This is a genomic window from Candidatus Nitronereus thalassa, assembly GCF_032191465.1.
Lineage (GTDB): Bacteria > Nitrospirota > Nitrospiria > Nitrospirales > UBA8639 > Nitronereus > Nitronereus thalassa.
In genome coordinates, this window is record NZ_JAQOUE010000001.1 from 2,109,008 (window position 1) to 2,132,893 (window position 23,886).

Annotated in this window: 30 protein-coding genes and 1 tRNA gene; 20 read left to right on the forward strand and 11 right to left on the reverse strand. The window is 48.8% G+C overall.

The genetic code is table 11. The features are described 5' to 3' along the window. Positions 1-287: 287 nt before the first annotated feature. The 11 genes from ccmA (at position 288) to PPG34_RS09475 (ending at position 9,912) form a co-directional block, all read left to right on the forward strand. Entirely contained in the window at positions 288-962 is a 675-nt protein-coding gene (ccmA, locus tag PPG34_RS09425) for a heme ABC exporter ATP-binding protein CcmA (protein WP_313833003.1), read from the forward strand. Then, entirely contained in the window at positions 949-1,626 is a 678-nt protein-coding gene (locus tag PPG34_RS09430; protein ID WP_313833004.1) for a heme exporter protein CcmB, read from the forward strand. Before ccmA ends, PPG34_RS09430 begins: the two co-directional genes overlap by 14 nt. 36 nt (positions 1,627-1,662) lie before the next feature. After that, the gene (gene ccmC / locus PPG34_RS09435; RefSeq protein ID WP_313833005.1) at positions 1,663-2,391 is read left to right on the forward strand and encodes a heme ABC transporter permease CcmC; all 729 of its coding nucleotides are present in this window, start codon (positions 1,663-1,665) and stop codon (positions 2,389-2,391) included. Further along, positions 2,388-2,873 (forward strand): cytochrome c maturation protein CcmE domain-containing protein, encoded by a 486-nt coding sequence (locus PPG34_RS09440; protein ID WP_313833007.1) that lies wholly within the window; start codon positions 2,388-2,390, stop codon positions 2,871-2,873. Before ccmC ends, PPG34_RS09440 begins: the two co-directional genes overlap by 4 nt. Positions 2,874-2,876: 3 nt before the next feature. After that, positions 2,877-3,332: a cytochrome c maturation protein CcmE gene (gene ccmE / locus PPG34_RS09445; protein WP_313833008.1), complete on the forward strand. Its 456-nt coding sequence runs from the start codon at positions 2,877-2,879 to the stop codon at positions 3,330-3,332. Between the two features lie 21 nt (positions 3,333-3,353). Next, a complete protein-coding gene (locus tag PPG34_RS09450) occupies positions 3,354-5,303 on the forward strand; it encodes a heme lyase CcmF/NrfE family subunit (protein ID WP_313833009.1) in 1,950 nt (649 codons plus the stop codon). Between the two features lie 9 nt (positions 5,304-5,312). Continuing rightward, positions 5,313-5,867 (forward strand): TlpA family protein disulfide reductase, encoded by a 555-nt coding sequence (locus PPG34_RS09455; protein ID WP_313833010.1) that lies wholly within the window; start codon positions 5,313-5,315, stop codon positions 5,865-5,867. Then, positions 5,868-6,332 (forward strand): cytochrome c-type biogenesis protein, encoded by a 465-nt coding sequence (locus PPG34_RS09460; protein ID WP_313833011.1) that lies wholly within the window; start codon positions 5,868-5,870, stop codon positions 6,330-6,332. A 19-nt stretch (positions 6,333-6,351) separates the two neighbouring features. After that, positions 6,352-7,281, forward strand: coding sequence for a c-type cytochrome biogenesis protein CcmI (ccmI, locus tag PPG34_RS09465; protein ID WP_313833012.1), 930 nt, complete (start codon positions 6,352-6,354; stop codon positions 7,279-7,281). Positions 7,282-7,429: 148 nt separating this feature from the next. Further along, on the forward strand, positions 7,430-7,945 hold the full coding sequence (locus PPG34_RS09470) for a DUF3015 domain-containing protein (RefSeq protein WP_313833013.1): 516 nt from the start codon (positions 7,430-7,432) through the stop codon (positions 7,943-7,945). Positions 7,946-8,022: 77 nt separating this feature from the next. After that, complete coding sequence (locus tag PPG34_RS09475; RefSeq protein ID WP_478219263.1) at positions 8,023-9,912, forward strand: Lnb N-terminal periplasmic domain-containing protein; 1,890 nt, start codon at positions 8,023-8,025, stop codon at positions 9,910-9,912. Positions 9,913-9,972: 60 nt separating this feature from the next. Here PPG34_RS09475 and PPG34_RS09480 read toward each other — a convergent pair whose 3' ends face one another. Next, on the reverse strand, positions 9,973-10,470 hold the full coding sequence (locus PPG34_RS09480; RefSeq protein ID WP_313833015.1) for a hypothetical protein: 498 nt from the start codon (positions 10,468-10,470) through the stop codon (positions 9,973-9,975). A gap of 75 nt (positions 10,471-10,545) precedes the next feature. Between PPG34_RS09480 and PPG34_RS09485 the strand changes: the two genes are divergently transcribed. After that, the gene (locus tag PPG34_RS09485; protein WP_313833016.1) at positions 10,546-10,830 is read left to right on the forward strand and encodes a tetratricopeptide repeat protein; all 285 of its coding nucleotides are present in this window, start codon (positions 10,546-10,548) and stop codon (positions 10,828-10,830) included. Between the two features lie 392 nt (positions 10,831-11,222). On the opposite strand, the gene PPG34_RS09490 is transcribed toward PPG34_RS09485, so the two are convergent. The 5 genes from PPG34_RS09490 to PPG34_RS09510 all read right to left on the reverse strand — a co-directional run bounded on the left by PPG34_RS09490 (position 11,223) and on the right by PPG34_RS09510 (position 13,240). Beyond that, positions 11,223-11,735, reverse strand: a complete 513-nt coding sequence (locus tag PPG34_RS09490) for a hypothetical protein (RefSeq protein ID WP_313833017.1) — start codon at positions 11,733-11,735, stop codon at positions 11,223-11,225. 11 nt (positions 11,736-11,746) lie between these two features. Further along, positions 11,747-12,118, reverse strand: a complete 372-nt coding sequence (gene bamE, locus PPG34_RS09495) for an outer membrane protein assembly factor BamE domain-containing protein (RefSeq protein ID WP_313834279.1) — start codon at positions 12,116-12,118, stop codon at positions 11,747-11,749. Positions 12,119-12,416: 298 nt separating this feature from the next. Then, positions 12,417-12,668: a type II toxin-antitoxin system MqsA family antitoxin gene (locus PPG34_RS09500; protein WP_313833018.1), complete on the reverse strand. Its 252-nt coding sequence runs from the start codon at positions 12,666-12,668 to the stop codon at positions 12,417-12,419. Continuing rightward, positions 12,665-12,994, reverse strand: coding sequence for a DUF4258 domain-containing protein (locus PPG34_RS09505; RefSeq protein WP_313833019.1), 330 nt, complete (start codon positions 12,992-12,994; stop codon positions 12,665-12,667). The genes PPG34_RS09500 and PPG34_RS09505 overlap by 4 nt, the downstream gene beginning before the upstream one ends. A 162-nt stretch (positions 12,995-13,156) precedes the next feature. Continuing rightward, a tRNA-Leu gene (locus PPG34_RS09510) sits at positions 13,157-13,240 on the reverse strand. Positions 13,241-13,343: 103 nt separating this feature from the next. Between PPG34_RS09510 and PPG34_RS09515 the strand changes: the two genes are divergently transcribed. The 6 genes from PPG34_RS09515 (at position 13,344) to PPG34_RS09540 (ending at position 18,827) form a co-directional block, all read left to right on the forward strand. Then, positions 13,344-14,039 carry an HAD family hydrolase gene (locus tag PPG34_RS09515; protein ID WP_313833021.1) on the forward strand — a complete coding sequence of 232 codons (696 nt, stop codon included), beginning with the start codon at positions 13,344-13,346 and terminating at the stop codon, positions 14,037-14,039. Positions 14,040-14,050: 11 nt separating this feature from the next. Continuing rightward, positions 14,051-14,755, forward strand: coding sequence for a 7-carboxy-7-deazaguanine synthase QueE (queE, locus tag PPG34_RS09520; RefSeq protein ID WP_420888095.1), 705 nt, complete (start codon positions 14,051-14,053; stop codon positions 14,753-14,755). Positions 14,756-14,802: 47 nt separating this feature from the next. Then, positions 14,803-16,311: a leucyl aminopeptidase gene (locus tag PPG34_RS09525; RefSeq protein WP_313833023.1), complete on the forward strand. Its 1,509-nt coding sequence runs from the start codon at positions 14,803-14,805 to the stop codon at positions 16,309-16,311. Between the two features lie 144 nt (positions 16,312-16,455). Further along, positions 16,456-17,541 carry a beta-N-acetylhexosaminidase gene (nagZ, locus tag PPG34_RS09530; protein WP_313833024.1) on the forward strand — a complete coding sequence of 362 codons (1,086 nt, stop codon included), beginning with the start codon at positions 16,456-16,458 and terminating at the stop codon, positions 17,539-17,541. 263 nt (positions 17,542-17,804) lie between these two features. After that, the gene (locus PPG34_RS09535; RefSeq protein WP_313833025.1) at positions 17,805-18,200 is read left to right on the forward strand and encodes a hypothetical protein; all 396 of its coding nucleotides are present in this window, start codon (positions 17,805-17,807) and stop codon (positions 18,198-18,200) included. A 129-nt stretch (positions 18,201-18,329) separates the two neighbouring features. Next, positions 18,330-18,827, forward strand: coding sequence for a hypothetical protein (locus PPG34_RS09540; protein ID WP_313833026.1), 498 nt, complete (start codon positions 18,330-18,332; stop codon positions 18,825-18,827). A gap of 65 nt (positions 18,828-18,892) precedes the next feature. On the opposite strand, the gene PPG34_RS09545 is transcribed toward PPG34_RS09540, so the two are convergent. The 3 genes from PPG34_RS09545 to PPG34_RS09555 all read right to left on the reverse strand — a co-directional run bounded on the left by PPG34_RS09545 (position 18,893) and on the right by PPG34_RS09555 (position 20,679). Then, on the reverse strand, positions 18,893-19,639 hold the full coding sequence (locus tag PPG34_RS09545) for a gamma-glutamyl-gamma-aminobutyrate hydrolase family protein (RefSeq protein WP_313833027.1): 747 nt from the start codon (positions 19,637-19,639) through the stop codon (positions 18,893-18,895). A 59-nt stretch (positions 19,640-19,698) separates the two neighbouring features. Beyond that, positions 19,699-20,022, reverse strand: coding sequence for a hypothetical protein (locus PPG34_RS09550; protein ID WP_313833029.1), 324 nt, complete (start codon positions 20,020-20,022; stop codon positions 19,699-19,701). 204 nt (positions 20,023-20,226) lie between these two features. Further along, positions 20,227-20,679 (reverse strand): hypothetical protein, encoded by a 453-nt coding sequence (locus PPG34_RS09555; RefSeq protein ID WP_313833030.1) that lies wholly within the window; start codon positions 20,677-20,679, stop codon positions 20,227-20,229. 265 nt (positions 20,680-20,944) lie between these two features. On the opposite strand from PPG34_RS09555, the gene tatA reads away from it, so the two are divergent. Then, complete coding sequence (tatA, locus tag PPG34_RS18365) at positions 20,945-21,772, forward strand: twin-arginine translocase TatA/TatE family subunit (protein WP_420888067.1); 828 nt, start codon at positions 20,945-20,947, stop codon at positions 21,770-21,772. Positions 21,773-21,780: 8 nt separating this feature from the next. Continuing rightward, a complete protein-coding gene (locus PPG34_RS09565; protein WP_313833031.1) occupies positions 21,781-22,593 on the forward strand; it encodes a HEAT repeat domain-containing protein in 813 nt (270 codons plus the stop codon). An 88-nt stretch (positions 22,594-22,681) separates the two neighbouring features. Here the strand turns inward: PPG34_RS09565 and PPG34_RS09570 are convergent, their stop codons facing one another. After that, positions 22,682-23,353, reverse strand: coding sequence for a response regulator (locus PPG34_RS09570; protein ID WP_313833032.1), 672 nt, complete (start codon positions 23,351-23,353; stop codon positions 22,682-22,684). A gap of 64 nt (positions 23,354-23,417) precedes the next feature. Further along, positions 23,418-23,813, reverse strand: a complete 396-nt coding sequence (locus PPG34_RS09575; protein ID WP_313833034.1) for a response regulator — start codon at positions 23,811-23,813, stop codon at positions 23,418-23,420. Positions 23,814-23,886 lie beyond the last annotated feature (73 nt).

The following is a 23,886-nucleotide window of genomic DNA, read 5'->3' on the forward strand; positions in this document are numbered from 1 at the left end:
TTGGTCTTTGTGGGTAGCGAACACAGGATGAGCCGGTCATGATATTCATACCATCTGGGAGGCGTCAATTAAGCCTGTCATGAAAAAGGCTGACCTAGACATGCAGCCTTCCCATCAATTATACTACGTAGTCATTTCGGCAGACCCAGGCATTGAACCTGTTTTCATGGATCACCTTGATTAAAATAAATAAAAATACCTAGGTATTTATAATTACAAAACAGATTCCCTCTGCCAATAGCCTCATCCCACGTTCTCAAAAAAGAAAGCTTACAACTTCCAATATCATGACCGCCATCTCATGCCATAACATCAGTAAATTCTATGGGCATTATGAGGTGCTTCACAATCTTTGCCTCACGATTCAGGAAGGCGAGTGCTTTTCCCTATTCGGCCCAAATGGCGCTGGTAAAACAACGTTGCTCAAAATCCTGGCAACCCTTCAACGCCCCAGTGACGGAAAGTATCAAATTCTAGGCCTGGATGGGCTAAAGGAAAAAGAAGCTATTCGATTCCATATGATGTTTTTAGCTCATGGAGCACACCTCTACGAGGATTTGGATGCGCGCGAGAATTTACAATTCTCTCTTGCCTTGCGTGGACAATGCCCAGGCGAACGCGAGATGAAGCTGGCATTGGATCGTGTGGGAATAGGAGCGTTTGCCGAGATGAAAGTGCGAAATTATTCGGCAGGCATGAAAAAACGGTTGGCGCTAGCCAAAGCGATGTTAGCCAAACCCAAAGTCTTACTGCTGGATGAACCCTTTACCGCCCTCGACACCACGGGCACGGAAATCATGCGCGAGTATATTCGGGAACGGTTATCCGACAATGCCGCGGTTCTGATGTCCACCCATGACCATGATAAAGCCCGTCCCATTACCAGCCGCGCTGGCATGCTTCGCCAAGGGACCCTTCAGGAAATTTCAATCGAGGCGCTCAAATCCGATGACCTTTTTTAACGTCATCCGCTGGATTGTGTGGAAGGACCTGGTCACCGAGCTGCGAAGCCGAGAGACCATTTCATCAATGGTATTCTTCGCGCTGATCGTAATCCTCATTTTTAGTTTTAGCTTTTCCATGGACCAGCAGGCCGCCCGTGAGGTCATTGCAGGTATTATCTGGGTAGCCTTCGCCTTCACTGGCATTATCGGTTTGGGCAAATCATTTTCCGCCGAATTGCAAAATGACTGCTTGGAAGCCCTGCAAATGGTGCCTGAATCCAAAGGGGCCATTTACCTGGGCAAGGTCGCCGCGAATTTCCTGTTTATGTTTGTAGTGGAAATCCTTTTGTTTCCAATGTTTGTGATCTTTTTCAATTTGGACGTCGTTGAAGAGATTTCGCTCCTTCTGTTAATATTTTTCTTAGCCACAGTGGGTCTTAGCGCCGTTGGGACGCTGTTCTCGGCCTTGACGGTTCAAATTCGGGCTCGTGAAGTGATGCTTCCGATTTTACTCCTTCCCCTGGTGGTCCCGGTGATGATCGCCGCGGTTGAGGCCACGAAGGGCGCCCTCAATGGCTCCCCCCTGCCCATATACAGTCAATGGCTTGAGCTACTCGCCATTTTTGATGTGATTTTTACGGTCGTGTCCTTTTGGATGTTTGAATTTGTGATGGATAATTAATAGCCCAGATGCGAAGGTAAGAGTAACGAGATAGGAATGATCATTCATCGAGTCATACGAAAAGTTCAACGCTTCCAGGGCTGGTTCGGTGGGAGCGCGGCCCTGTGTATTATGGCGGGGCTCTACCTAGGACTCATTGGTTCTCCGCCTGATTACTATCAGGGCGAGATTGTTCGGATAATGTATGTGCATGTGCCCTTGGCCCATACCTCGCTTTTTGCGTATATCGTCTTATCAATCGGTAGCATCTGGTATTTATGGAAACGTGACCCCATCGTCGACAACATGTGTCACGCGGTGGCCGCCCTCGGTGCAATGTTTACCACGTTGGCCCTGGCCACAGGGATGATTTGGGGAAAACCCACCTGGAATACCTGGTGGACCTGGGATGCGCGCCTCACATCGTACACCGTCATGTTGCTGATTTTGATTGGGTATTTAATGCTTCGCACGTTTATCGACGATTCTGAAAAGGAAGCGCGGTATGCGGCGGTGTTGGCCATTCTTGGATTGGTGGATTTGCCGATCATTCACTATTCCGTGGAATGGTGGCGGACGTTGCATCAACCGCAATCGATTTCCATGCGAGGTGTGAGCATTTCATCGGGAATTTTGATTCCGCTCCTTTTTATGAGCATTGGAATGTCTCTTTTGTTTTCGTACATGTTGATGGTCCGGACACAATTATTGTATTTGGACCGCCTGTTGCACGCCAAAAAGGGGCGGCTCATGAGCCAGTTTCACATGTCGAAAACCGACTCATGACCAGTTTGTATGTTCGTTGGATCGTTGTATTGATTGTGGCTGTCGTATTAAGCATTTTAACTTTCAGTCACTATCAAAAACATTTGGCGACTTTGTCGCCTTCGCAAGTCAAGACGCAAGGCTTAACCCAAGAGGTTCGGGTTTTGGGTATGGTGCGCGGCGGAACCTTGGCCGGAAAGGTCGATGCTGGAGACGCGACGTTTGAATTGGTTGAAGACGAAGTGACTATTCCCGTTCACTATTTGGGGCCGCCCCCGGATAATCTCAGAGAGCTGAAGACGCTTATCTTGATTGGAAAATGGAATCCTTCTGATAACATTTTTGAAGCTCGCGATATCGGGTTAGTGACGAATTATGGATTTGTGATAGGAGCGTACTTGATCGGGCTCATTCCTCTGGCGCTGTTTCTGTTTGTCATGAGTCGACGTGTAGGCCTGTTATATGAAGAAATTAAAGCATCCAAACTTTATCAGGAAGAATAAGGCATGGGATCGAAAAATAAAAAAATCGGGATCATTGTCAGCCTCCTACTAGTTGGCGGGGCTTTAGCCTATCTCGCCCTTGGAAACTTCGGGGAAAATCTGGTGTATTTTTTTACGCCCTCCGAAGTCAAAGCCTTTTCGGCGGATTACTATCAGAAAAAAGTCCGCGTGGGGGGCATGGTTGTGGAAGGCAGCATGAAAGCCTATGCTGACCGCCTAGGTCTGACCTTTGAGCTCACCGATGGTGAAGCCACGATTCCTGTAACCTTTGAGGGCATTCCGCCAGATCTCTTTAAGGAAGGCCAGGGCGCAGTGGTCGAAGGGTACTGGACTGGACAACATCAATTTCAATCCAATCTTATCATGGCGAAACATTCCGAAGATTACATGCCTATTGAGTTAAAACGCGCCGGCGTGGAACTGCCTCGCAAGGATTTCATGAAATCCCTGGTTCAATAGAACCGAGAACTCCTCTCACCCATGATCATCGAAATCGGACATTTTTCCGTTGTCATTGCTCTTGTGCTCTCCGCGTTTGGAATTGTCTCGTCATTTCTGGCACTCCAAACACGCAATGTGGATTGGGTACGTGTGGGCCGCATATCCCTCACGCTGATCTTTATCCTCCTGTCCATTGGCATGGCCTCGTTGATTTATTCCTTCTTGGTTCGTGATTTTTCGGTCCACTACGTTGCTGCGACGTCAAACTCAAAACTTCCCTTGTTTTACACCGTCGCTGCCGTCTGGGGTGGTCATGAGGGCTCATTACTCTTGTGGGTCTTTATTTTGTCTGCGTTTAGTACGATCGCCGTTTGGCTCCATTGGCGCACCCAACCAGCCATCATGCCCTATCTGATTGGAATGGAATGTTTGGTAATCATGGGCTTCCTGCTCTTGATTCTCTTTCTCTCAAGTCCATTTGACCGGCTCATCCCGACTCCCGCAGATGGCAAAGACTTAAACCCCTTGCTCCAAGACCCTGCCATGGTCATGCATCCACCGATGCTGTACATGGGCTACGTGGGCTTCTCGATTCCCTTTTCCTTTGCCATGGCCGCCTTGTTCTCTGGTCGGCTGGGAGAAGAATGGATCAAAGTCACTCAACGCTGGACGATCTTTGCGTGGTTGTGTCTTACCACCGGAATTTTAATGGGCGGCTATTGGGCCTATTATGAATTAGGATGGGGCGGCTATTGGGGATGGGACCCTGTTGAGAATGCCTCATTTATGCCATGGCTCGTGGGGACGGCATTCCTGCATTCCGTGATGGTTCAAGAAAAGCGGAAGATGTTTAAGGTGTGGAATCTCTTCCTCATCATCGTCACCTTTTCGCTCTCGTTGATTGGAACGTTCTTGGTACGCAGCGGTGTTCTCACGTCGGTTCATACCTTCGCCACTGACCCTGAGCGCGGATTGTATATTTTAATTTTTGTGGCCACCGTGATTGGCATTGCTTTTGGTGCGCTAATCCTGCGTGCTCACAAACTAAAGAGTCAGGTCGAAATGGACTCCATGGTGTCACGGGAGTCGGTATTTCTTTTCAATAATTTATTTTTCTTAGTTGCAGCGGCCACGGTCTTTTTGGGCACTCTCTATCCACTCATGGTTGAGACCTGGCAAGGATCAAAAGTTACGGTTGGGCCTCCGTATTACAACACGGTATTTATGCCTGTGGCCCTTGGACTCTTGTTTATGATGGGAGTCGGCCCCTATATTCCTTGGCGAAAGGCCTCACAAGCCAGCTTAAAGAAAAACTTTCTGATACCACTAGGCCTTGGATTAGTCTCCACCATTGTGCTGTTCTCTTTAGGTATTCGAAGCGTTTTTGCGTTGGCGGGCACGTTTGTCGTGGGTTTTGCCGGGGCTGCCATTGCCATCGACTTTGGAAAAATTTCGACACTGTATTCGCGACGAGAATCTGTCAGCCTCTTGAAGGGGGCGTTGTCGGCATTTACATCCAATCAACGCCGATACTCTGGACTCCTGACCCATGTCGGCGTACTCGTACTGGTCGTAGGCATTATTGCGTCAACCGTTTATCAAACAGAAAAAGTGGTTTCCCTCAAAGTCGGTGATGAGTTCGTCATCGATGATTATCGAATGAAGCTCGAACGCATCCACGAAGTGCGAGGAAAAAACTGGAGTGCCCAAGAAGGCGTGTTTGAAGTGTACGAAGGCAATAACTTACTCACGAAGTTACGGCCCCAGAAACGCGTGTACGATGCGTCCCAAACCCCTACCACCGAATCGGCCATCTACGCCAAAAACATGGGACATATTTTTCTTACCATGCCGGATGTTTCTCCCGATGGCGTGGCTGTGGCTCGAGGCGTGATTAATCCCTTAATCCTTTGGGTATGGGGCGGCGGGGGCATCATGGGTTTGGGTGTGCTTTTAAACATTTTTCGTCCACGAAAACGTGACGAATAACAGATCGCAATGACGCGCACGACACAAATCACCATCCTCGTGGTTCTCCTAGGCCTCCTGTCATTGTTTTATCAAGGGCTGTGGGGCGATCCACGACATATTCCTCCAGTACTCGTGGGCACACAAGCTCCGGTATTTGAAGGGCCCGATGTTGAATCTGACCAACACCTTTCTTCAGAGCAATTCAAAGGCAAAGTGATTCTCGTGAACTTCTGGGCTTCCTGGTGCCAAGAATGCAAAGTCGAACATGAAAATTTGTTGAGACTTTACGAGGAATTTAAAGATCATCCTGAGTTTGTCATGCTCGGCATTAACTACCAGGACGAATTACCCAAAGCCCGCGCTTATTTGAAACAACACGGGTCGAGCTTCCCCCATGTGCGTGATGTGAAAGGCGCTTTAGCCATCGACTTCGGTGTGTACGGAGTGCCGGAAACGTTCGTCATCGACCAACAGGGCGTGATTCGCCATAAATGGATTGGCCCAATCGTGGGCGACGTCTATACCAATCTGACGAAAAACATTTTGACGCCATTATTGAATGGGCCAAACCCTACGATCTAAATGTCTCGCTTACTGCCCATCATCATCCTGCTGTGCATCACCTTCCCTATTCAGGGCATGGCGGAAATCGTGGAAGAATCAGAGATCGATGAAAAGGTTCGAGAGATTGCGAAGAACCTGCGTTGTACCGTGTGTCAAACCGAAAACATTTGGGAATCCGGCGCCCCCTTGGCTCACCAAATGCGGGAAGCGGTCCGGGAACGAGTGATCCAAGGCCAATCGGCTGAAGAAATTCTTAAATACTTTCACAGCCGCTACGGCGACTACATCATGATGGAACCGCCCAAACATGGATACAATTGGCTGATCTGGTTGGCCCCATTTCTTTTGCTCCTTGGCGGTGGAATCTTATTGGCAAAAGAAATCAAAAGTTGGGTCACCCGAACCCCGGCACCGCCAACCGAAATCCCTCCACCTCTTGATGAAAAATCCCGACGCCGCATTGAACAAGAACTACAACCGTAAGTCAGTCTAACCGATCCCCATGTCGATTATTTTTGTCATTGCCTGTGTCACGATTCTTATCGGGGTCATCCTTGCGGTGTCTTCCCCGTTTTGGACGAAAGACCCCAACACGCCAGACCTGATTAGCCAGGAAGCTGCCGAAGATCAAGAACGAGCCGACCTTGCCGTGGAACGGGAAGTCCTGCGCCAATCACTCCAAGAACTCGATGTGGAACTCGCACAAGGCCGATTGGAACCAGAAGATTATGAGCGGCTAAAAGCCACGGACGAACGGCGCTTAATTGGGGTGCTGGACCGGCTCGAGGCCTTAGCGACATCGAGCGCACAAGTGTCACCAAGTGATGAAGCCACGACACGCGGGAACGCATGGGGGCCAGCTATTGCGGCCAGCCTCATAGTGCTGGTTTTATCAGTTGGGATTTATAGCTTCCTACAATGGCGCACCATCAATCGGCTGGTCGAGGTACAAGCTGAGATGATGGCAGGCCAACAACCAGCCCCAGACCCACGGGAAATGGTGGCCCGATTGGAAGCCCGGCTCAAAGAAAACCCAGACGATGTGCAAGGCCAAATGATGGCCGGTCGATCCTACATGGCCTTGGACCGTATCGACGATGCCACCAAAGCTTATAAAAAAGTCTTAGAGTTGGATGCGCGAAATCATGAGGCACATTACAACTTGGGTGTGATCATGATCGAAGAACGCAAGTTTGACGATCCCAAAATTTTTAAAGCCGCGCTCAAACATTTCGACACCGTATTAGTCGACTTGCCTAATCAACCCGGTGTGAACTGGTACAAAGGCTTGGCCCTGTGGTACTTGAAACGCTATCGCGAAACCGAAGAATACTGGGCCACCGCCCATAAAAATCTCCAACCCGGCAGCCAAGACGCCGAGTATGTCAAACAAGCCCTCGCCAAACTCCGCCAAGGCGAAACGCCGTTTTAAATATACCTTCCGTTACAATGAGTTCGGCAACAGCAGACTAACCTTCGCGGAGTATCCCCCCTATACATTTGTGACCAATTAGGTATAATTCCGTCCAGGGTTTATGCCGTTTTTGCATTATTGAATTTACTCAAAAGGAGGTTGTTGTATGACAAAAGCAAGGATTGCTTTGTGTGTTGGATTATTAACGATCCTGGGCCAAGCAGGATTGGTGATGGCAGCAAATCCAGATTCTGGGCCTGGCTGTGGATTAGGGAAATTGGCTTGGTCAGACTACCCCAATCAAAAGAACATCGCACCACAGGTCATGATGGCCACGACCAATGGCACGTTTGGCAGCCAGACCTTTGGGATTAGCTCTGGGACATCTGGTTGTACCAATGACGGACAGATCATGGCCGAACACAAAGTTAATGTATTCGCCGCCTCAAATTACGAAAATTTATCCCAAGAAATGGCTCAAGGTCAGGGTGAGCATCTGGCCTCGTTAGCCACGTTGATGGGTGTCCCTGCCGAAGATCAACCAGCATTTTTTGCCATGGCACAGGATCGCTACACCAATATGGCACAAACTGGCAATCCCGAGCCTGAGGCTATTGTTGCCGCACTTCATCAAGGGTTGAATCAAAATTCAATCTCGGCTCAATCTTCTCTTCATCGTTAATCTCATTGGGGCTCCAGTCTTTCAAAACGCTGGAGCCCCCGTTTTTCTCCCTCCTGCATTTTTTTCTCTTTATTTCATTGGTATTCCCAATTTTTAGTTGGGAAACAAATGCCTCCGCTTCAGATTCGTTCCATACCTCATATGTCGATACTTTAATTCAACAAGCCAAGAAAGACAGGCTGGCTGAACATCGCTATTGGCATCTTTTGATGCATTACCGAATAACGCTGGCTGGAGAAGTGGAAAGCGAAGTTGATGATCCGGGATTTTTCTTGGCTCCGCATGGGAAGTCTTACCCGGAATCCGAGCTTGAAGCGACTCTTCGATTCTTTTTTCGGGATGACTTAGTCGGTCGATCCCAACAACCCGCTCGTTGCGCCTTTGTAGCTCGTTATGAATGGCTTAAACGTCAATTGGAATTCGATGAGACTCAGTTCCCCATACATTCTTGCGATCGATTTGAACAATGGTTCACGGAATTCCACGCGCAATCGGTCACGCTCATCTTCGCCTCGGCGTTTATGAATAACCCTTCGTCCATGTTTGGTCATACCTTTCTGCGGATCGATCAGGAGGGACAAACCCCTGAAACTCGGATTCTCGCATATACCATCAATTACTCAGCCGATGTCCCCCCTGATGCGGGAATTGCCTTTGCCTATAAAGGTATCACCGGCATGTATCGGGGGTATTTTTCCACTATCCCGTATTACCTCAAGGTCAAGGAATACCGTGATTTCGAAAATCGCGATCTTTGGGAGTACCAGTTAAATCTTTCCGAGGAACAAATCACCAACTTGTTACGCCATGCGTGGGAACTCGGCAATGCCTACTTTGACTACTATTTTTTTAAAGAAAATTGCGCCTACCATCTATTATCATTACTGGAAATTGCCAATCCCGCATTACGCCTGACCGAAGAGTTTTCCGGGTGGACGATTCCGGCAGACACGGTTCGATTACTCACGAGTCAACCTGGACTTGTTGGAGACATCATTTATCGTCCATCTCGTAGCACCCAGATTCTTCGGCAGCGTGAACTGTTTTCTCAGGATGACAATCAATGGCTATTGCAAATTGTCGAAAACCCAGCGGAGATTCAGGTACGATCCTTTCAGTCTCAACCCATTTCTACGAAAATAAAAATTCTCGATCTTGCCTCGGACTATTTACGATATAAGACTGTAGACGTTCCGGACGAGGCGTCCCTCTACCGAGAATTGACCCGTGAAGTATTGCTGGCTCGAAGCCAACTGAAACAACCGAGCCTTCCTCCCTTTATTGAACCCTTTACCTTGCAGCCGGAAAGTGGCCATGACACCTCAAGAGTTTCCGTTGGTGTGGGTTGGCGTGAAGATGAGACCTTTGAAGAACTCGCCATACGAGGCGCGTACCATGATCTGCTTGATCCAGAAACCGGCTACACCCCCGGGGCACAGATTGAAATCTTCGGGCTCCATATGCGGCATTATGCACGACGCAATCAATTACGCGTCGAACGGTTTACTCTGCTCGACATTCTTTCCCTTTCCCCGATCGACCGGCTATTTCGAGCACCTTCATGGAAAATCAAAATTGGCCACGAAAGTCTTCGTCATGGTACATGCCGTTATTGCAGTAGCGGAAATTTGAATGGCGGGGCAGGAGCCGCAGTACAATGGTCAGGGATCGGAACACCAACATTCTTTGGATTTGGCGAAATCGATGCAAACGTCTCCACAGGATTTCAACGTAATCATCGCATTGGAGGAGGCAGTACCATCGGCATGCTCGCCAACCCTCACCCACGTTGGGGCGTACTCATCACCGCGACGTATCTCCATTTCCCGATTGGCGAACGGTCTGACGACACCAGAATCTTTTTTGGCCAACGCCTGACCATCTCTCAAAACCTAACTGCCCGGCTGGAATATCGCCACCGGAGGGATGATAATGACGTAGTTTTTTCTGTTCAGGCGTTTTTTTAGTTGGCGAGAGAGAACATCCTGGAAGAAAGACGCTTCAGTATATTCTCAAAAAATACCCGATTACTCTTGGGCTTCTGATGAAGATTCTTGGGAGCTTTTTTCTGTTTGCTCAATAGGATGACGGGAAAGACCCTTTTGAGCAGCAATAGCTTCCTGCAACGCGGGGCTCGGCTTGGGAGGAGTGTACCCTTCAATCGAAACCACACGATCATTCTGATCATAAACAATGTAGGTGAGTTCCTCCTCACCCATCACCCCTTCAATGACCGTGCCTGGAATTTCCCAAATCCCAAAGGTGGCAAAATCCATATATAAATTCCACAAGGCTCGATGCCCATTGGGAGAATTGCCCATTTCAAATTGATAGGCATCACGGTGCCTACCTCCCTCAAGCGGTTCAGATGAAACGGGTGTCCCCAATTGAAGTTCAACCATTTGCCGTTTTGACCCAACCTCAAAAGCCTCAAAATTTGGCTGGGGCTTTCCGTTTAAAGCCATGGCAACAGAACAACCAGAGCTAAAAAGTAAAACAAGAATTAATGGAAATGCATTTCTCATGGTAGGGATTCTTTTTTTTATTCTTGAGAAAATTTAGTGAGTGTTAAAATCTGTTTTCTTAGGGTTATAGCACATATGGTTTATTATCACCTTGAAGATCACAACAAAGCCTACAACAAAGTTTTAGAACTCGATACATGCAAGCATGAAGGGCATTACAACTTGAGTATGATCACGATCGAGGAACGCAAGTTTGACGATCCTAAAATCTTTGAAGCCGCGCTCAAACATTTTGACACCGTATTAGTCGACCTGCCCAATCAACCCGACGTGAAATGGGACAAAGGCTTGGCCTTGTGGTCCCTGAAGCACTACCGCAAAACCGAAGAATTCTGGGCCACCATCCACAAAAACCTCTAACCCGACAGCAAAGCCTCCGCGTACGTCAAACAAGCCCTCGCCAAACTCTGCCAAGGCAAAACGCCGTTTTAATTATCCCTCTACTGGCGTCCCAAGCAACTATCTGGGCCCCTGCCTCTTTTCTACCCCACTGTTACTGAAAAAAATCATTAGGCCACTTTCAATTAAATAAAATCCTCACTGGCTTTATTTTCAATCAAAAGAGATGCTTGGAAGGGCAAATATTGGCGAAGAAGGAAATACCTATGGGGGATGAAGTTGAAACTTCACTAAAAACAATTTCGGTAATTTTTTGTTATGGCCCAAGAACTAAAGGGGCAATAACTTCTTTAGAAGTTTTCCTAGACAAAGTAGTAGGGAAAAGTCGAGATTTCAAGGTTAAAAATATACCCCTAATCAATATTTTTTCTTACAAAAATGGCCTTCTCAATTTTCTCAAAAACCTCTTGATATAATTTAGGCTCTTCAATTGGAGTATCTACTCTTTGTGTTTGCCCATAACCACTTGAGGCTATAATATTGTCAACAAAGTTTATTCGAATTCTTGTCATGTTTTTTCTTATTGTCTCCACAAATCCGGTAGCTTTTCGGTATTCTTGGGTGGCCCCGCCTAATACAAATCCCCTATTAGTGGGACTCTTACCAGTTATTAAACCTGATTCTAAGTCACCGGATTCTATAATGTAGCCAAGGTCTTGAAATACTGATAACGTTGAAGCAAACGCAACTGCTTTCGAAGTATCGAATTCTTTTGTTTGAAATGCTTGAAGTTCAAGGCTTGTTTTAGTTGGTGTATAATTTTGTGGCAAACAGCCATTCACGCTGAGAATAACAGCCAGTAAAAATAAGAAATATCCTTTAGCTAACAATTTTTCAAAAAAAAGATTGGAGATGCGGGAGTACATTTTTGAGCGGCCTAGAAACGAGACGTCCGATAGGAAAAATCTCTAACTTTCTTATCTTTATCAAATTTAATTATCACAGTAAGAGTTCTTTGGGTTGTTGACCTTGCTCCAGAGCTTCCCGACATTCCAAGAAGTATAAGGGTTCCATAACCGCTATTTTCCGACACCGCCACGTCTGACGAAAATTTGTCATATATCCAGACTTCTCGCCGCTCCTCATCCGTGGTCACGATATTCGGAGAACCCAAAACCTCAGCAACTTGGGCAGAGGACATTCCTACCTTTATTTCCCTCTGAACTGACCCTACTGTTACACGGTCGCCGGAATCATTTTGAACTGCCGAACGGTGGTCACCAGCACTCATGCAACCTGATACGGTCATAGAAAAAATGAAAATTAAAATTGTAGTCTTCAAAGTATCGGTTCCAGTTGATAGAGAAATATGAACCCAAGTATACTTTAATTGTCGGATCAAAAAAAGGATTTTATTGTGGAAAGGATACTGTTTGTCGAGCTAATCCCCGTATCGAATTAAAGGGAAGGTTTATTTCGGGTGGGAAGGCTTTAACAACGGTTATCCAAAAAAACTTGTGCCGAAGCCGGGACTTGAACCCGGACGGGTTTCCCCACACGCCCCTCAAACGTGCGCGTCTGCCATTTGGACTTTCAGATCCCAAGTTTTATGCCTGAAAAGATACGGCTGGAATTTCCACTACTCGTTCAGGGATTTGGTGACGGTCAAAGATATCGTGATACACCTGATCCATTTTTTTAAGAATGCCTGGCTTAAAATATTTTTCTCCGCATTGCCGGCAAACGCCGGCTGGGACATTACTGACAATCAACAAATGTGATTGACGACGATAATCGTATTCAATACTTTTTTCTTCTACCTCTCCTCCACAAAAGGAACAGTCTCCATAGATATTCATGATGTTTTTCCTCCTCTTCGCCTGGGGTCTTCCCACTTTGGTGCCTGGGGAATATACACCGTGATGATTCTCAGGGTTTTTTCGCCATTGGATTGACCATATGCCCAGCCCATGACCAGATGAACAGGTATGGGCCCCACATATCCTAAAACCAGACAACTTTCCCCTCTTGGATCGTCGGGGTAATTTTCTATGACTTCCCCGCCCATAATAGCCGTTTCGATCTCAGTGATATCAAGATCGTCCTCTAGCCTTTCCTGTTGAGCGTGAATACTGAATTCGTAGTTTCCTTCCATGATTCGTTGTTTGATCGCATCAATATCCATTCCCGCCTTCCTAGGTATTCAGGGTGGAAACACCCTACTATATCAAATTCAAAAGCAGAGGAAATGCTTGGGCATTATGAAAAGATTGTACAGATTGTCAGTTTTGACAGAAACCCTGGCAAACACATGGGTGGGGCGATTATTGGGAAGAGAAATGGAAATTGGTGCCGAAGCCGGGACTTGAACCCGGACGGGTTTCCCCACACGCCCCTCAAACGTGCGCGTCTGCCATTCCGCCACTTCGGCAAGGTGGGGGATTATAGGTAGGGGTGAAAACGGTTGTCAATCAAGTGGTGCTCCGGTACAATCTTCTCATTAAAACTTTTCTCATCAGAGAATCTCAATCTTCATGTCCGACTCCATTCAGCCTTCTTCCTCCCCACCTTCGCCGCCTAGCGCCATTGGTGCGTTTTTTGATGTTGATAATACCTTGATTCCCGGACAATCCATTGAAATTCGCTTTGTGCGGTATTTGTGGAAAAGCGGTTTTTTATCCAAACGAGTGCTCGTCGATAGTGCGCTCTACTTGTTGTTTAATATCCTTGAGTTTTCCCTTTCCCCTCTTCGCGAACGAAAAATTTATTTACTGGACAAACGCCCGGAGGGGATTGAGCCACTGGCCAAATGGTTTGTGCGATCGGAGATCTGTCCCCGGTTATCCCTCAAAGGCACCACGGCCCTGGCCCAACATAAACTCGCCGGTCATCACGTCGCCCTCATTAGCGGCACTCCAGAATTTCTGGTGAAACCCCTGGCGCATTTCTTGGATGTCCCGAATGTCCTGGCGGCCAAGTTGGAAACCAACCAAGATGGCTATACCGGTCGGGTGCATTCCCCCTATCCTTATGGAGAAGGCAAGCGCCGTCTGCTCCAAACTTTTTCAGAAACCCATGGCGTAGATTTGGCTCAAAGCTATGCCTATGGTGATAGCCCTGGGGATATCCAGGCGCTGGAATCCGTGGGGCATCCCTTGGTCGTCAATCCCATTCGCGGAATGGCACGCATTGCTCGACGACACCGGTGGCCCATTGCGCTCTGGGCATAGCAGGACATTTAATCACCTGCATGCCGATGAACAGCCCGAAGTCACTTCCACTACAATCTTCTTCCTCTCCAGATTCCACACTCCGGATCACAGAAATTTTTCATAGCATTCAAGGTGAGTCGACCTTTGCCGGGGAACCCTGCGTGTTTGTTCGGTTGACCGGATGCCCTCTTCGATGCACCTGGTGCGATACGGCCTATGCCTTTCATGGCGGCACCGACATGAGCTTGGCGACCGTACTCGATCAGGTGAAAAGCTATGGATGTCGGCTCGTTGAAGTCACTGGCGGAGAACCACTTTCTCAAGCTGCCGCATTTCCTCTGATTGCCGGGTTATGCGATGAAGGACTCGAAGTGCTCATCGAAACGAGTGGAGCCATGGACATTTCCACGGTCGATCCCCGGGCAAAGATAATTTTGGACATTAAATGTCCTGGCAGTGATATGGAGGACCGAACGCGCTGGGATAATCTCCAGCACATCACTCAAAAAGATCAGATTAAATTTGTCATAAGCGACCGTCGGGATTACGATTGGGCTGTGGACGTGGTCCACCGGCATCACCTGGCTGACCGCTGTCCCGTATTATTTAGCCCGGTGTTTGGTGGACAAGAATTGCGTCCCATGGCAGAGTGGATTCTTCAAGACCGGTTGCCCGTCCGATTTCAAGTGCAATTGCATAAATTTATTTGGAACCCCGAAACGCGCGGCGTGTAGGGGGTCCCTTCTCAGTTCAATTACCATCAATAGAAACAGGAGATTCTATGAATTGTCAGGTCAAGCAAGGTGATATTAATAAAGAAGCCACGGAGGTTTTGGTCTTAGGTGGCTTTGAAGACGAGAAAACCCTCCCCAAAGACTATCAGAGTTTGGATAAAGCTCTCGGCGGCCAACTCCAAGAGCTACGAAAAAGTGGAGAATTCACAGGCAAAAACCAACAGGCCGTGTTAATTCACACGCGAAAAGCCCTTCCGGCTAAGCGCATTCTGTTCATGGGATTAGGGAAGAAAAAAGAGGTGACTCTGGATCGTGTGCGACAAGCCATGGGCACCGCCTGTAAACAGGTGAAAAAAACAGGGGCCCAAACCTTTTCAGCCCCGTTATTAGGAACGGAAGCTTTACATGTGTCTCCATCGGATCTTGCTCAGGCCATGGTCGAAGGGGCCATTCTGGGAGGATACCAATTCAACCAATATCGCTCCGACAACGGAAATGGGGCCAAAGAGGTTCGGTCGATCACGCTGCTTGCCCATACGGCCAATCAACTCAGTGCCATGAAAACCGGTGCTAAGCGTGGAGAAGCCAGTGCTCAGGCCACCTCGTTGGCACGAGATCTCAGCAACCACCCAGCCAATGTCATGACACCAACCCGCGTGGCACAAGAGGCGAAGAAAATTACCAAAGAGGGCAAAGTGAAGCTCACAGTCCTCGAACGCAAGGACCAGGAAAAATTAGGCATGGGCGGTATGATCGGCGTCTCGCAAGGAAGCCAGGAACCCCCGAAATTCATTATCTTGGAATATTCCGGCGGCAAGAAAAATGACGCACCTATCGTCCTCGTGGGTAAAACTGTCACCTTCGATTCCGGTGGAATTTCTTTGAAGCCTTCGGAAAACATGGAGCAAATGAAAGCCGACATGACTGGAGGCGCCGAAGTCTTGGGTGCTGTGAGGGCGGCGGCACGCCTCAAGTTACCGATCAACCTGGTGGGAATTCTTCCCACAGTCGAAAATATGCCAGGGGGACGAGCGACCAAACCTGGTGATATTCTGAATATGCTCAATGGCAAAACCGTTGAGGTTCAAAATACCGATGCGGAGGGTCGCCTCATTTTAGCTGATGGTCTGTCTTATGCCACCCGGCTCAAACCCAAATGCGTAGTCGATGTGGCCACCCTTACCGGGGCTTGTGTCGTCGCCTTGGGTCAGTTTGCCATTGGCATGTTAGGGAACGATGACCGATTGAAAGCCGAACTCAAAAAAGCCGGCGAGCAGGCAGGCGAACGTGTGTGGGAAATGCCGCTATGGGATGAATATTTCGAGCAACTCAAAAGCGATGTGGCTGACATGCGGAATATCGGTGGCCGCGGGGGAGGCATGATCACCGCAGGAATGTTCTTAAGTAAGTTTGTCGGTGATTACCCCTGGGTGCATCTCGACATTGCAAGCACCGACTGGAGTGTCTCCGAGCGCCCCTATGTCTGCAAGGGCCCGACGGCCATTGGCACACGTCTCTTGGTGCAATTTTTGATCAATCGTGCCGGACATTCATGACCAAACACAGCCGTTGTGCCTCCATGGTCATCCCCGACATGTGTTATCGGGGATCCATCCGGAAAGGGAAAACAACACACCTGGATTCCCGATTAAAGATGTCGGGAATGACAATGCTGGATTTAGGATGAAGGACTATTCCTCATGACCGTTCGCGATACCATCGGCCAACTTTTGATGGTGGGGTTCCAAGGCACGGAACTTTCTCCCGAATTTATCGAGTGGCTTCAGGAGTATCGCCCCGGTGGGGTTATTCTATTTTCGCGCAACTTGGTCGATGCCGAGCAGGTTGCGCGACTTACCAATTCTCTTCAAGAACATGCACCCAACCCTCCGTTATTGATTGCCATTGATCAAGAAGGCGGCCGTGTCTCGCGCTTGCCTCAAGGGTTTACGATTTTCCCGTCTGCGGCGTCCGTCGCCGCGTGTCAATCTCCGGATGTGGCGTATGGCGTCGCTGAGATTACAGCGAAAGAATTACGGGCTGTCGGGATCAACATGAATATGGCTCCCGTGCTCGACGTGAACAGCAATCCCGCGAATCCCATTATTGGGAATCGCGCCTATGGAGATTGTCCCGAACAGGTCTGCACCTTTGGCATCGCCACCATGCAGGGGCTTCAAGACCATGGGGTGATTCCCTGCGGCAAACATTTTCCCGGGCATGGGGATACCACCACCGACTCGCACAAAGTCTTGCCCGTGGTTACGGCTGATCGAGCTCGACTCACCGCCATCGAGTTTGAACCCTTTCGCCAGGCCATCCAACAGGGTCTCCCCACGCTCATGACCGCCCATGTCTACTACCCGGCTCTAGATGCGGAAGCGCCAGCAACCCTGTCTCGTACGATCCTCACGGATTTACTTCGGAACGAGTTGGGCTTCCAGGGCATCACCCTGACCGATGACATGGAAATGCGGGCCATCCTTGATCATGGGTCAATCGGCGAAGCCTCAGTCCGCTCACTTCAAGCCGGCGCGGATATCGTGCTCATTTGTCATCAGCAGTCTCGACAGACTGAGGCCATCCAAGCCATCGAACAGGCGCTGGATCGTGGAGAGCTTTCCATGGACCACCTGAAGGCCAGCGTGGATCGAATTACTGCCCTGAAACATACGCGTCTTTCTACATTTCAACCCGTTGACCCCACACTCATCACTCACACCGTGGGAATTCCCGAGCACAAATCCTTTCTGGAAAAAATCCAACGAGTCGCTGCACGGGTATAATCCCCTCCCTCCCAATTTAGCTATTTTCAAAAACGTTCGGGTTCCTCACTCTCAGGGAGAACACCCGGGAATGAATCCAAAAATCGAATTTTGAAATCCGAATTTTGCATATGTTTCAAAATTCGAGATTTGCATGTTGATTTCTTCCAACTTACGTTTCCTGCCCTTTAAGGCTGGACTTTCCTATGCCCAATTTGTTTAGCTAGAGGCTTTGCATCACATAGTCCATTTTCCTGATATGTCGCATTTTTCCGGAGGAAATCATGGGGTTAAAAAAAGGAGATATCATCGATGAGCATCAACACTATCCGGATAGTTGCGGATTGATGATCAAGGTCATGTCCGGAGGAGAAGGATTTGAAAAAGTCATCTGTTGCGGCCATGAGTTGACCGAAAAGGACATCACCCCAACCTTTACCCGCGGTCGTGGCCGAAAGCGTGGGAAACTACCTCCGGCAGTACTCTTAGATGAAAAAAAACTCCACCCCGACTCTTGCGGACTTCGCGTGATGATTATGGATGGTGGAGCGGGATTTCAGGAAATTATTTGCTGCGGGCACTCACTCAAAATTAATGCCATGAAGGAATTCAAGTATGGGGAGGATCGTCGAGGTGGTGAGGCGCAGGTCGAAACCAACAGCCCCCCGGGGAATGCATAAAATTGGAGTCGCTCGTAACTTGTCGCCCGAATCTCGTGAGAAAATGAAACCGAGGCACAAGGTATTGAATACGCACCCCTAGATACTCCCACCCATTACAATTCCGGTCTTGCTTACAGGAAACCGTGTATGGCACTATCCCTCCCCGAGGCGTCCATGAGCACACTTCCTGAATTTGTTGGCACGATTCATATTTATCTCGGGCCCTACCGCGGCAATCCGATCGCGCTGTACTTGCGACAGGAGGGAGACTCCTGTCGGATTTCGCCAACCATCTATCCCTGGAATAAGTTTGTAGGGGTTGGGGAAACCGTGAATAAGGCCGCAGCGGATTTTGACCTCAAATGGAAAGAGAGCGACCTGACGGAGGACATGTATTCCGGTCCTCATTGGGAAGGCGGGATCAAGCCAGAAAAACCCAAACCACCACCAAAACCTGCGGCTCCGCCAAAACCCGCAGCACCAGAATCTGCGAAGGCCGACGCTCCTGGTGCCGTGCCTCAAAGTCCTGGCCCGGCGCCGAAACCCAGTCCTGTAGCGGCTACGGCAGAAACACCGCCCACTTCCCCATCACCCGAAACGGTCACATCAACAACAGATCCGTCCCAAGAAAACCCCACAAGCTAAACATTTCCTGGATCATAAAAGATTTCAAACAATCTGTAGGTACCGGAGAAGAGGGAAGGGTATTCTTACTTGCGCCGGGAAAAGTTTTTGGCAGCTTTGATAAGTGCCTGGAATAGCTTTTTTTGGATAGGATAGCGTTCGTACAGAAATTCGGGATGCCATTGCACACCCACCAGAAAGCGTTTGTCAGGTGCCTCAATGGCTTCAATCACACCATCCGAAGACACGGCCGTCGTCACAAGACACGAGGGAACGTCTTTCACCGATTGATGGTGCGAACTATTCACTTGAATGGTGGACTTTCCCGCAATCTGATGTAGCAAAGACCGGGGTTGGATCTTAACGCGATGAGCAGGTTTGGTGGCAGAAAAGGATGGTTGGTGGGGAATCGAAGTCTTCAATTGCGAATTAATATCTTGGAACAGGGTTCCTCCCAAGGCCACATTGATCGACTGCATCCCTCCACAAATCCCTAGTGTAGGCACATCGCCCTGATAGGCAAGCTTTGAAACGCCGATCTCCAATGTTGCACGTTGGGCACTCATCCGGTTGAACTTATAACGCTGCTTTTCACCATAAGTTTCCGGCGCAAGGTCTGATCCACTTCCCGTGATCAGCAACCCGTCCACGTGCGACACGATTCTCCGCCAGGACGCCCGATCGGGCATTAGAGGAAGAATGAATGGAATGCCCCCGGCATCTTCAATGGCCTTCGTGTACCGTGCACGTAGGAAATAGGTGGGCTCTTTTCCGCCCATATCCTGGCGATCGCCAGCATTGAAATCAGGGGTGACGCCGATGATAGGCTTCATGATTGCCTTCCCTTAAACAACAGCGCTCGTGCGGGCGACTACGAATGCACTCTATATCCTTATCTGGAATACACATCTTCTTGGTACGGACTTACACCAAAAAATCGTAATGGTCTTTTCCCAGTCAAATGATCTGGTGTAATGACATAATCGCCGTAAAAACTTGGCTCCCATACTGTTTGCGCCGCTTCGGTATTTCCTCCGGTCAGTACCCAGGTCGCACCACCAATAATTCCACCCAGTCCCGCATAAATAATTTTGGCTGGACCATAGGGAAGCGTGAGCAACGCGCTGGCAACTCCAAGCCCGGCTTGTTCCACCTGATCAGAGCCATCATCGGCCAACGCAGGCGAGAAACTACCCACCACAAGACATAGACTCATGAGTACCACGCACACATTTTTCGAACATGAGTGTCGGATTGAGGGGGACGAACCTCCACGGATGTACTTTGGGCCATTCATTGGTAATTCCTCCTTGCACTATGGAATGACAGAAATTTTTCTGAATTCAATTCGAAGAGAAGGGAAAACCCTTCCAATTTATTTAACCGATCTTTCCGAATCTTGCAAATGAGATGAGGCGCTTTAGGCTGGAAGCTCGATATCCAATTCTTGCAACACTTCTTCCTTCATCGTCGATTCCACCTTCTTGAGCATTTCCACCAACTCAGACACCAAGTCGTCATGAGCAATGCGGCTATTTTCTTGGCGAATTCCTACCTCGATCGCCAATTGGAGTTTTAACAGGCAAAGCTGTTGGATGACGATATCTTGTCCACGTTCGAAATAATCCTTCCGTTCCGGTGGTAGAAGATGAGCCAGAGAGGCTTGCAGCCACGCATCGACTTGGAAGCATTCGCGGATATCTGACACTTGACGACGGCTCAATTCCACGGCCACTTGTACGCCTCCCTTCCAACTTCGTTTTTTGACATTAAACACACAATACATCACTTCTGAATCGGATTCGTGCTGTTCTGGCCCGTAAAACAAAGTCATTCGGTATTGGGGAATTTTTGGAAAGGATAACTCTGACATGCGCGAATTGTAACATGGCGCTATTGAAAAAACCTGCACTTAGATATCCGGCAGTGACCTTTCATTCGTTCCCCAGGCCTATTTCGCTGAAGTTCGACTACTACCATAGTAGCTCGACAGGGCCATAATGGGGCATCGAACATACCCAAGCCTTGGAGTTCTTAAACCGCAATTAGGTTGACACCACAAGTTCTAGGTCATTACCATTGAGTATTAGACCTACAAAAAATGACCTAATGCACTAGTCAGGGTGAGGTAGCGTTATATGTTTGGAACAATGGGGTTCTCTGAACTGATAATTATTCTGGTAATAGTGTTAATTATCTTTGGTGCAGGGCGTCTGCCACAAATTGGAGAAGGTGTCGGAAAAGCCCTGAAGGGCTTTAAAAAGGAAGTCAATGAAATCCCACCCTCCCCTGAAGAACAACAGCCCATGCCCACCGCTGATAACGTCGCGCCAGAACAACCTGGGCCCATGTCCAATTCGGGAACACCTGAAGCTGACGCCGCGCCACCTGCAACTCAATCCGCAACCCAACAACCCTATAAACCTGGTCCCGAACGCACTCCGGGAACTTTAGCGGCGACGGTTTATAGTGGCGTCGGGCCGGAACCCGTTCAGCCCGCCTCCCCTCAACCAGCCATTGCAGCGGAGGGGGCCACTCCCTATGTGGAACAACATTCCCCTGTGACCATGGAACAGCGAGCCTCCAGCTCTGTCCCTCGCCCCATGGCCCAGTATCCTCCTGTTCCTACTGCTGCGGCACCAACCCCAACGGGCAAACGTCCTGCCGCGGTGGTGAACAAAGAAGCCGTGGCCCGCGTCCAGGCTCAGCGGGCTGCGCTGCAAGCCAAGGCCGCCAAAGCAAAAGCCGCTACGGGATCACCAGAAGACTTACAAAGTTTGGGTGAGGGACTGGGCAGTGCACTTCGCACCTTCCGTGAGGCCACCGCAGATGTCCGGAATTCTATTGATCCAGAGATGCGCACCATTCAAGCCGAGCTCGATGCGGCACAAAAAGAAGTCGAGCAAACCATTGAAGTGGCCAAACAGCCACCCTTACCTAAAGAACCTCCTCCTTCCTCTACCTAAACCCATTGATGACAAGGCCAGTTCAAACATTTTCTCCAAGTTTTGTCTTGTCGCTGCTATTGTTGGTAGGTAGCGTCGGTTGCCAAGGAGAATCCACGCACCACGACCCTTTGACACTCACCGCCACCCTCCTGGAGTTACTCAAAGATCCATCTCCCGATGTCCGACGAACGGCTGCCCTTTCACTTGGGAAAATTGGCCATTCCGCCGGAACCGAAGGCCTGGTTCAGGCCCTTTCTGATTCTGATCCATTGGTCCGAGAATATAGTGCCTGGTCATTGGGTCAAATCGGAGAAAACGTCAACACCGACGCTGCCTTCGCTTTGGTGTCTGCCCTGGGAGACCCAAACACGGCAGTAAAACATCGCGCCGCCAAAGCCTTAGGAAATATTGGTCCACGAGAGCCGACCATTCCGTTGCTTCTCGAAGGATTGGCCGTAGGAGCCATCGAAAGCCGACGTGCGGTTGTCGATGCCTTCATGAATCTTGAAGAAAAATCTGCCTATTCTGCCCTCCTTTCCTCATTGACAGACCCAGACCCCAAGGTAAGACAGGGTACCATTGCAGCCTTAGGTGAAATGGGAGATCGAAGGGCATTGCCCACGTTTGAAAAGATCTTGCTACGGGATGACAATGTAGGCGTTCGAACAGAAGCTGCTTATCGGCTTGGCAAACTTGGCAGCCAAGAGAACATTCCCTCGTTAGAGAAGGCAGCCAAACAAGATACCACCCCCATTGTTCATCTTTGGACAAGCTGGGCAATTAACAATATTACCCCGCCGCCACAAGCACCCGCATCCCCAACTACTCCTGAATCTTAAAATAGGAATGCTAGGGGTTTACAGATTTTATTAACCTTTTTTTGTAATGGGGCGAGAAACTTTGAAGAGGGGATCAGACCTACCGAACTCAACCTCGGCCTTCATTTTTCAAGGCCACCAACTGGGGAACCATTTCCTTCTCGTAGCATGCCGGACAAATTCCATGGCTGAATTTTACTTCTGAATGTTGCCCGATATACTCCTCGACTTGTTGCCAATAATTTCCATCATCACGAATTTTTTTACAATACGAACAAATTGGCAAAAGTCCATGGAGTTGTTTGATTTGGCAGATGGCCTGCTCTAATTCATGCACTCGATTGGCCAACTTTTCCTGGAGATCAAGTACACGAAATCCTACCCGCACCCGGGCTCGCAATTCTTCGGCATCAAATGGCTTCGTAATATAATCGTCTGCCCCGGCCTCCAGGCCCTTGACCACATCCTGACGTTCGGCTTTTGACGTCACAAGAATTACATATCGAGCCCTCCCATCGCCAAGCTTCTTTACCTCACGACATAATTGCAACCCATCCAATTCTGGCATCATCCAATCCAATATCGCCAGCTGCGGAGAATCAGAGCCTTGAAGCACCTTCCAGGCTTGCGCGCCATCTTCCGCTTCCACCACATGATTTCCACCTCGGCTCAACGCCGATACGACTGTTCTTCTTGAAATCTTATCGTCCTCTGCGACTAAAACGCTTCGTCTTGAGGTGGCTTCTGTTTCTCCATCACTTGGGGTATTACTCGTGCTCATTGTTTCTACCCTCGTATTCAATCAACTCAATTTAAAAATCCCCTGCGTGAACAAAAGACAGGTTTCAAGAACAAGATACCGGAATGCATTCAGTTTGACCTAAAGCCCCTCGCACCGCCATCATCATTTCCGCGAGTTCAAAAGGTTTTGGCAGCGTCCTATGTGCTCCAAACTTCTTGGTGAATTCCAGGGAAGTCGCCTCCCCAAAGCCCGTCAATCCTGACATGATGATAAAGTTAAGAGTTGGAAAATCTTCAACCAGTTCCCGGATCATCGTAAGACCACTTTTTTCCGGAAGCATTAAATCACAAATAATCAAATCCGTTGGATAGGCTCGATACTTCTCGAGACCTTCGGTGCCGTTGGCTGAATCGAAAATGGTATGGCCTTGCGATTCCAAGGCATCGCGCAGCATCACCCGAATTTGGGAATCGTCATCTATAATAAGAATAGTAGCCACGTTGCCCAAAAATTTATCGATTCATAATTCTAGATCATTTCAAAAAATCGACCTGAGATGAAAACCCTCACCC

What these genes read in the sequence shown, in the direction of transcription:
- ccmA (WP_313833003.1), top strand. Translation starts at nt 288, where the DNA reads ATGACCGCCATCTCATGCCATAACATCAGTAAATTCTATGGGCATTAT.
- PPG34_RS09430 (WP_313833004.1), top strand. Translation starts at nt 949, where the DNA reads ATGACCTTTTTTAACGTCATCCGCTGGATTGTGTGGAAGGACCTGGTC.
- ccmC (WP_313833005.1), top strand. Translation starts at nt 1,663, where the DNA reads ATGATCATTCATCGAGTCATACGAAAAGTTCAACGCTTCCAGGGCTGG.
- PPG34_RS09440 (WP_313833007.1), top strand. Translation starts at nt 2,388, where the DNA reads ATGACCAGTTTGTATGTTCGTTGGATCGTTGTATTGATTGTGGCTGTC.
- ccmE (WP_313833008.1), top strand. Translation starts at nt 2,877, where the DNA reads ATGGGATCGAAAAATAAAAAAATCGGGATCATTGTCAGCCTCCTACTA.
- PPG34_RS09450 (WP_313833009.1), top strand. Translation starts at nt 3,354, where the DNA reads ATGATCATCGAAATCGGACATTTTTCCGTTGTCATTGCTCTTGTGCTC.
- PPG34_RS09455 (WP_313833010.1), top strand. Translation starts at nt 5,313, where the DNA reads ATGACGCGCACGACACAAATCACCATCCTCGTGGTTCTCCTAGGCCTC.
- PPG34_RS09460 (WP_313833011.1), top strand. Translation starts at nt 5,868, where the DNA reads ATGTCTCGCTTACTGCCCATCATCATCCTGCTGTGCATCACCTTCCCT.
- ccmI (WP_313833012.1), top strand. Translation starts at nt 6,352, where the DNA reads ATGTCGATTATTTTTGTCATTGCCTGTGTCACGATTCTTATCGGGGTC.
- PPG34_RS09470 (WP_313833013.1), top strand. Translation starts at nt 7,430, where the DNA reads ATGACAAAAGCAAGGATTGCTTTGTGTGTTGGATTATTAACGATCCTG.
- PPG34_RS09480 (WP_313833015.1), bottom strand. Translation starts at nt 10,470, where the DNA reads ATGAGAAATGCATTTCCATTAATTCTTGTTTTACTTTTTAGCTCTGGT.
- PPG34_RS09485 (WP_313833016.1), top strand. Translation starts at nt 10,546, where the DNA reads ATGGTTTATTATCACCTTGAAGATCACAACAAAGCCTACAACAAAGTT.
- PPG34_RS09490 (WP_313833017.1), bottom strand. Translation starts at nt 11,735, where the DNA reads ATGTACTCCCGCATCTCCAATCTTTTTTTTGAAAAATTGTTAGCTAAA.
- bamE (WP_313834279.1), bottom strand. Translation starts at nt 12,118, where the DNA reads ATGACCGTATCAGGTTGCATGAGTGCTGGTGACCACCGTTCGGCAGTT.
- PPG34_RS09500 (WP_313833018.1), bottom strand. Translation starts at nt 12,668, where the DNA reads ATGAATATCTATGGAGACTGTTCCTTTTGTGGAGGAGAGGTAGAAGAA.
- PPG34_RS09505 (WP_313833019.1), bottom strand. Translation starts at nt 12,994, where the DNA reads ATGGATATTGATGCGATCAAACAACGAATCATGGAAGGAAACTACGAA.
- PPG34_RS09515 (WP_313833021.1), top strand. Translation starts at nt 13,344, where the DNA reads ATGTCCGACTCCATTCAGCCTTCTTCCTCCCCACCTTCGCCGCCTAGC.
- PPG34_RS09525 (WP_313833023.1), top strand. Translation starts at nt 14,803, where the DNA reads ATGAATTGTCAGGTCAAGCAAGGTGATATTAATAAAGAAGCCACGGAG.
- nagZ (WP_313833024.1), top strand. Translation starts at nt 16,456, where the DNA reads ATGACCGTTCGCGATACCATCGGCCAACTTTTGATGGTGGGGTTCCAA.
- PPG34_RS09535 (WP_313833025.1), top strand. Translation starts at nt 17,805, where the DNA reads ATGGGGTTAAAAAAAGGAGATATCATCGATGAGCATCAACACTATCCG.
- PPG34_RS09540 (WP_313833026.1), top strand. Translation starts at nt 18,330, where the DNA reads ATGGCACTATCCCTCCCCGAGGCGTCCATGAGCACACTTCCTGAATTT.
- PPG34_RS09545 (WP_313833027.1), bottom strand. Translation starts at nt 19,639, where the DNA reads ATGAAGCCTATCATCGGCGTCACCCCTGATTTCAATGCTGGCGATCGC.
- PPG34_RS09550 (WP_313833029.1), bottom strand. Translation starts at nt 20,022, where the DNA reads ATGAGTCTATGTCTTGTGGTGGGTAGTTTCTCGCCTGCGTTGGCCGAT.
- PPG34_RS09555 (WP_313833030.1), bottom strand. Translation starts at nt 20,679, where the DNA reads ATGTCAGAGTTATCCTTTCCAAAAATTCCCCAATACCGAATGACTTTG.
- tatA (WP_420888067.1), top strand. Translation starts at nt 20,945, where the DNA reads ATGTTTGGAACAATGGGGTTCTCTGAACTGATAATTATTCTGGTAATA.
- PPG34_RS09565 (WP_313833031.1), top strand. Translation starts at nt 21,781, where the DNA reads ATGACAAGGCCAGTTCAAACATTTTCTCCAAGTTTTGTCTTGTCGCTG.
- PPG34_RS09570 (WP_313833032.1), bottom strand. Translation starts at nt 23,353, where the DNA reads ATGAGCACGAGTAATACCCCAAGTGATGGAGAAACAGAAGCCACCTCA.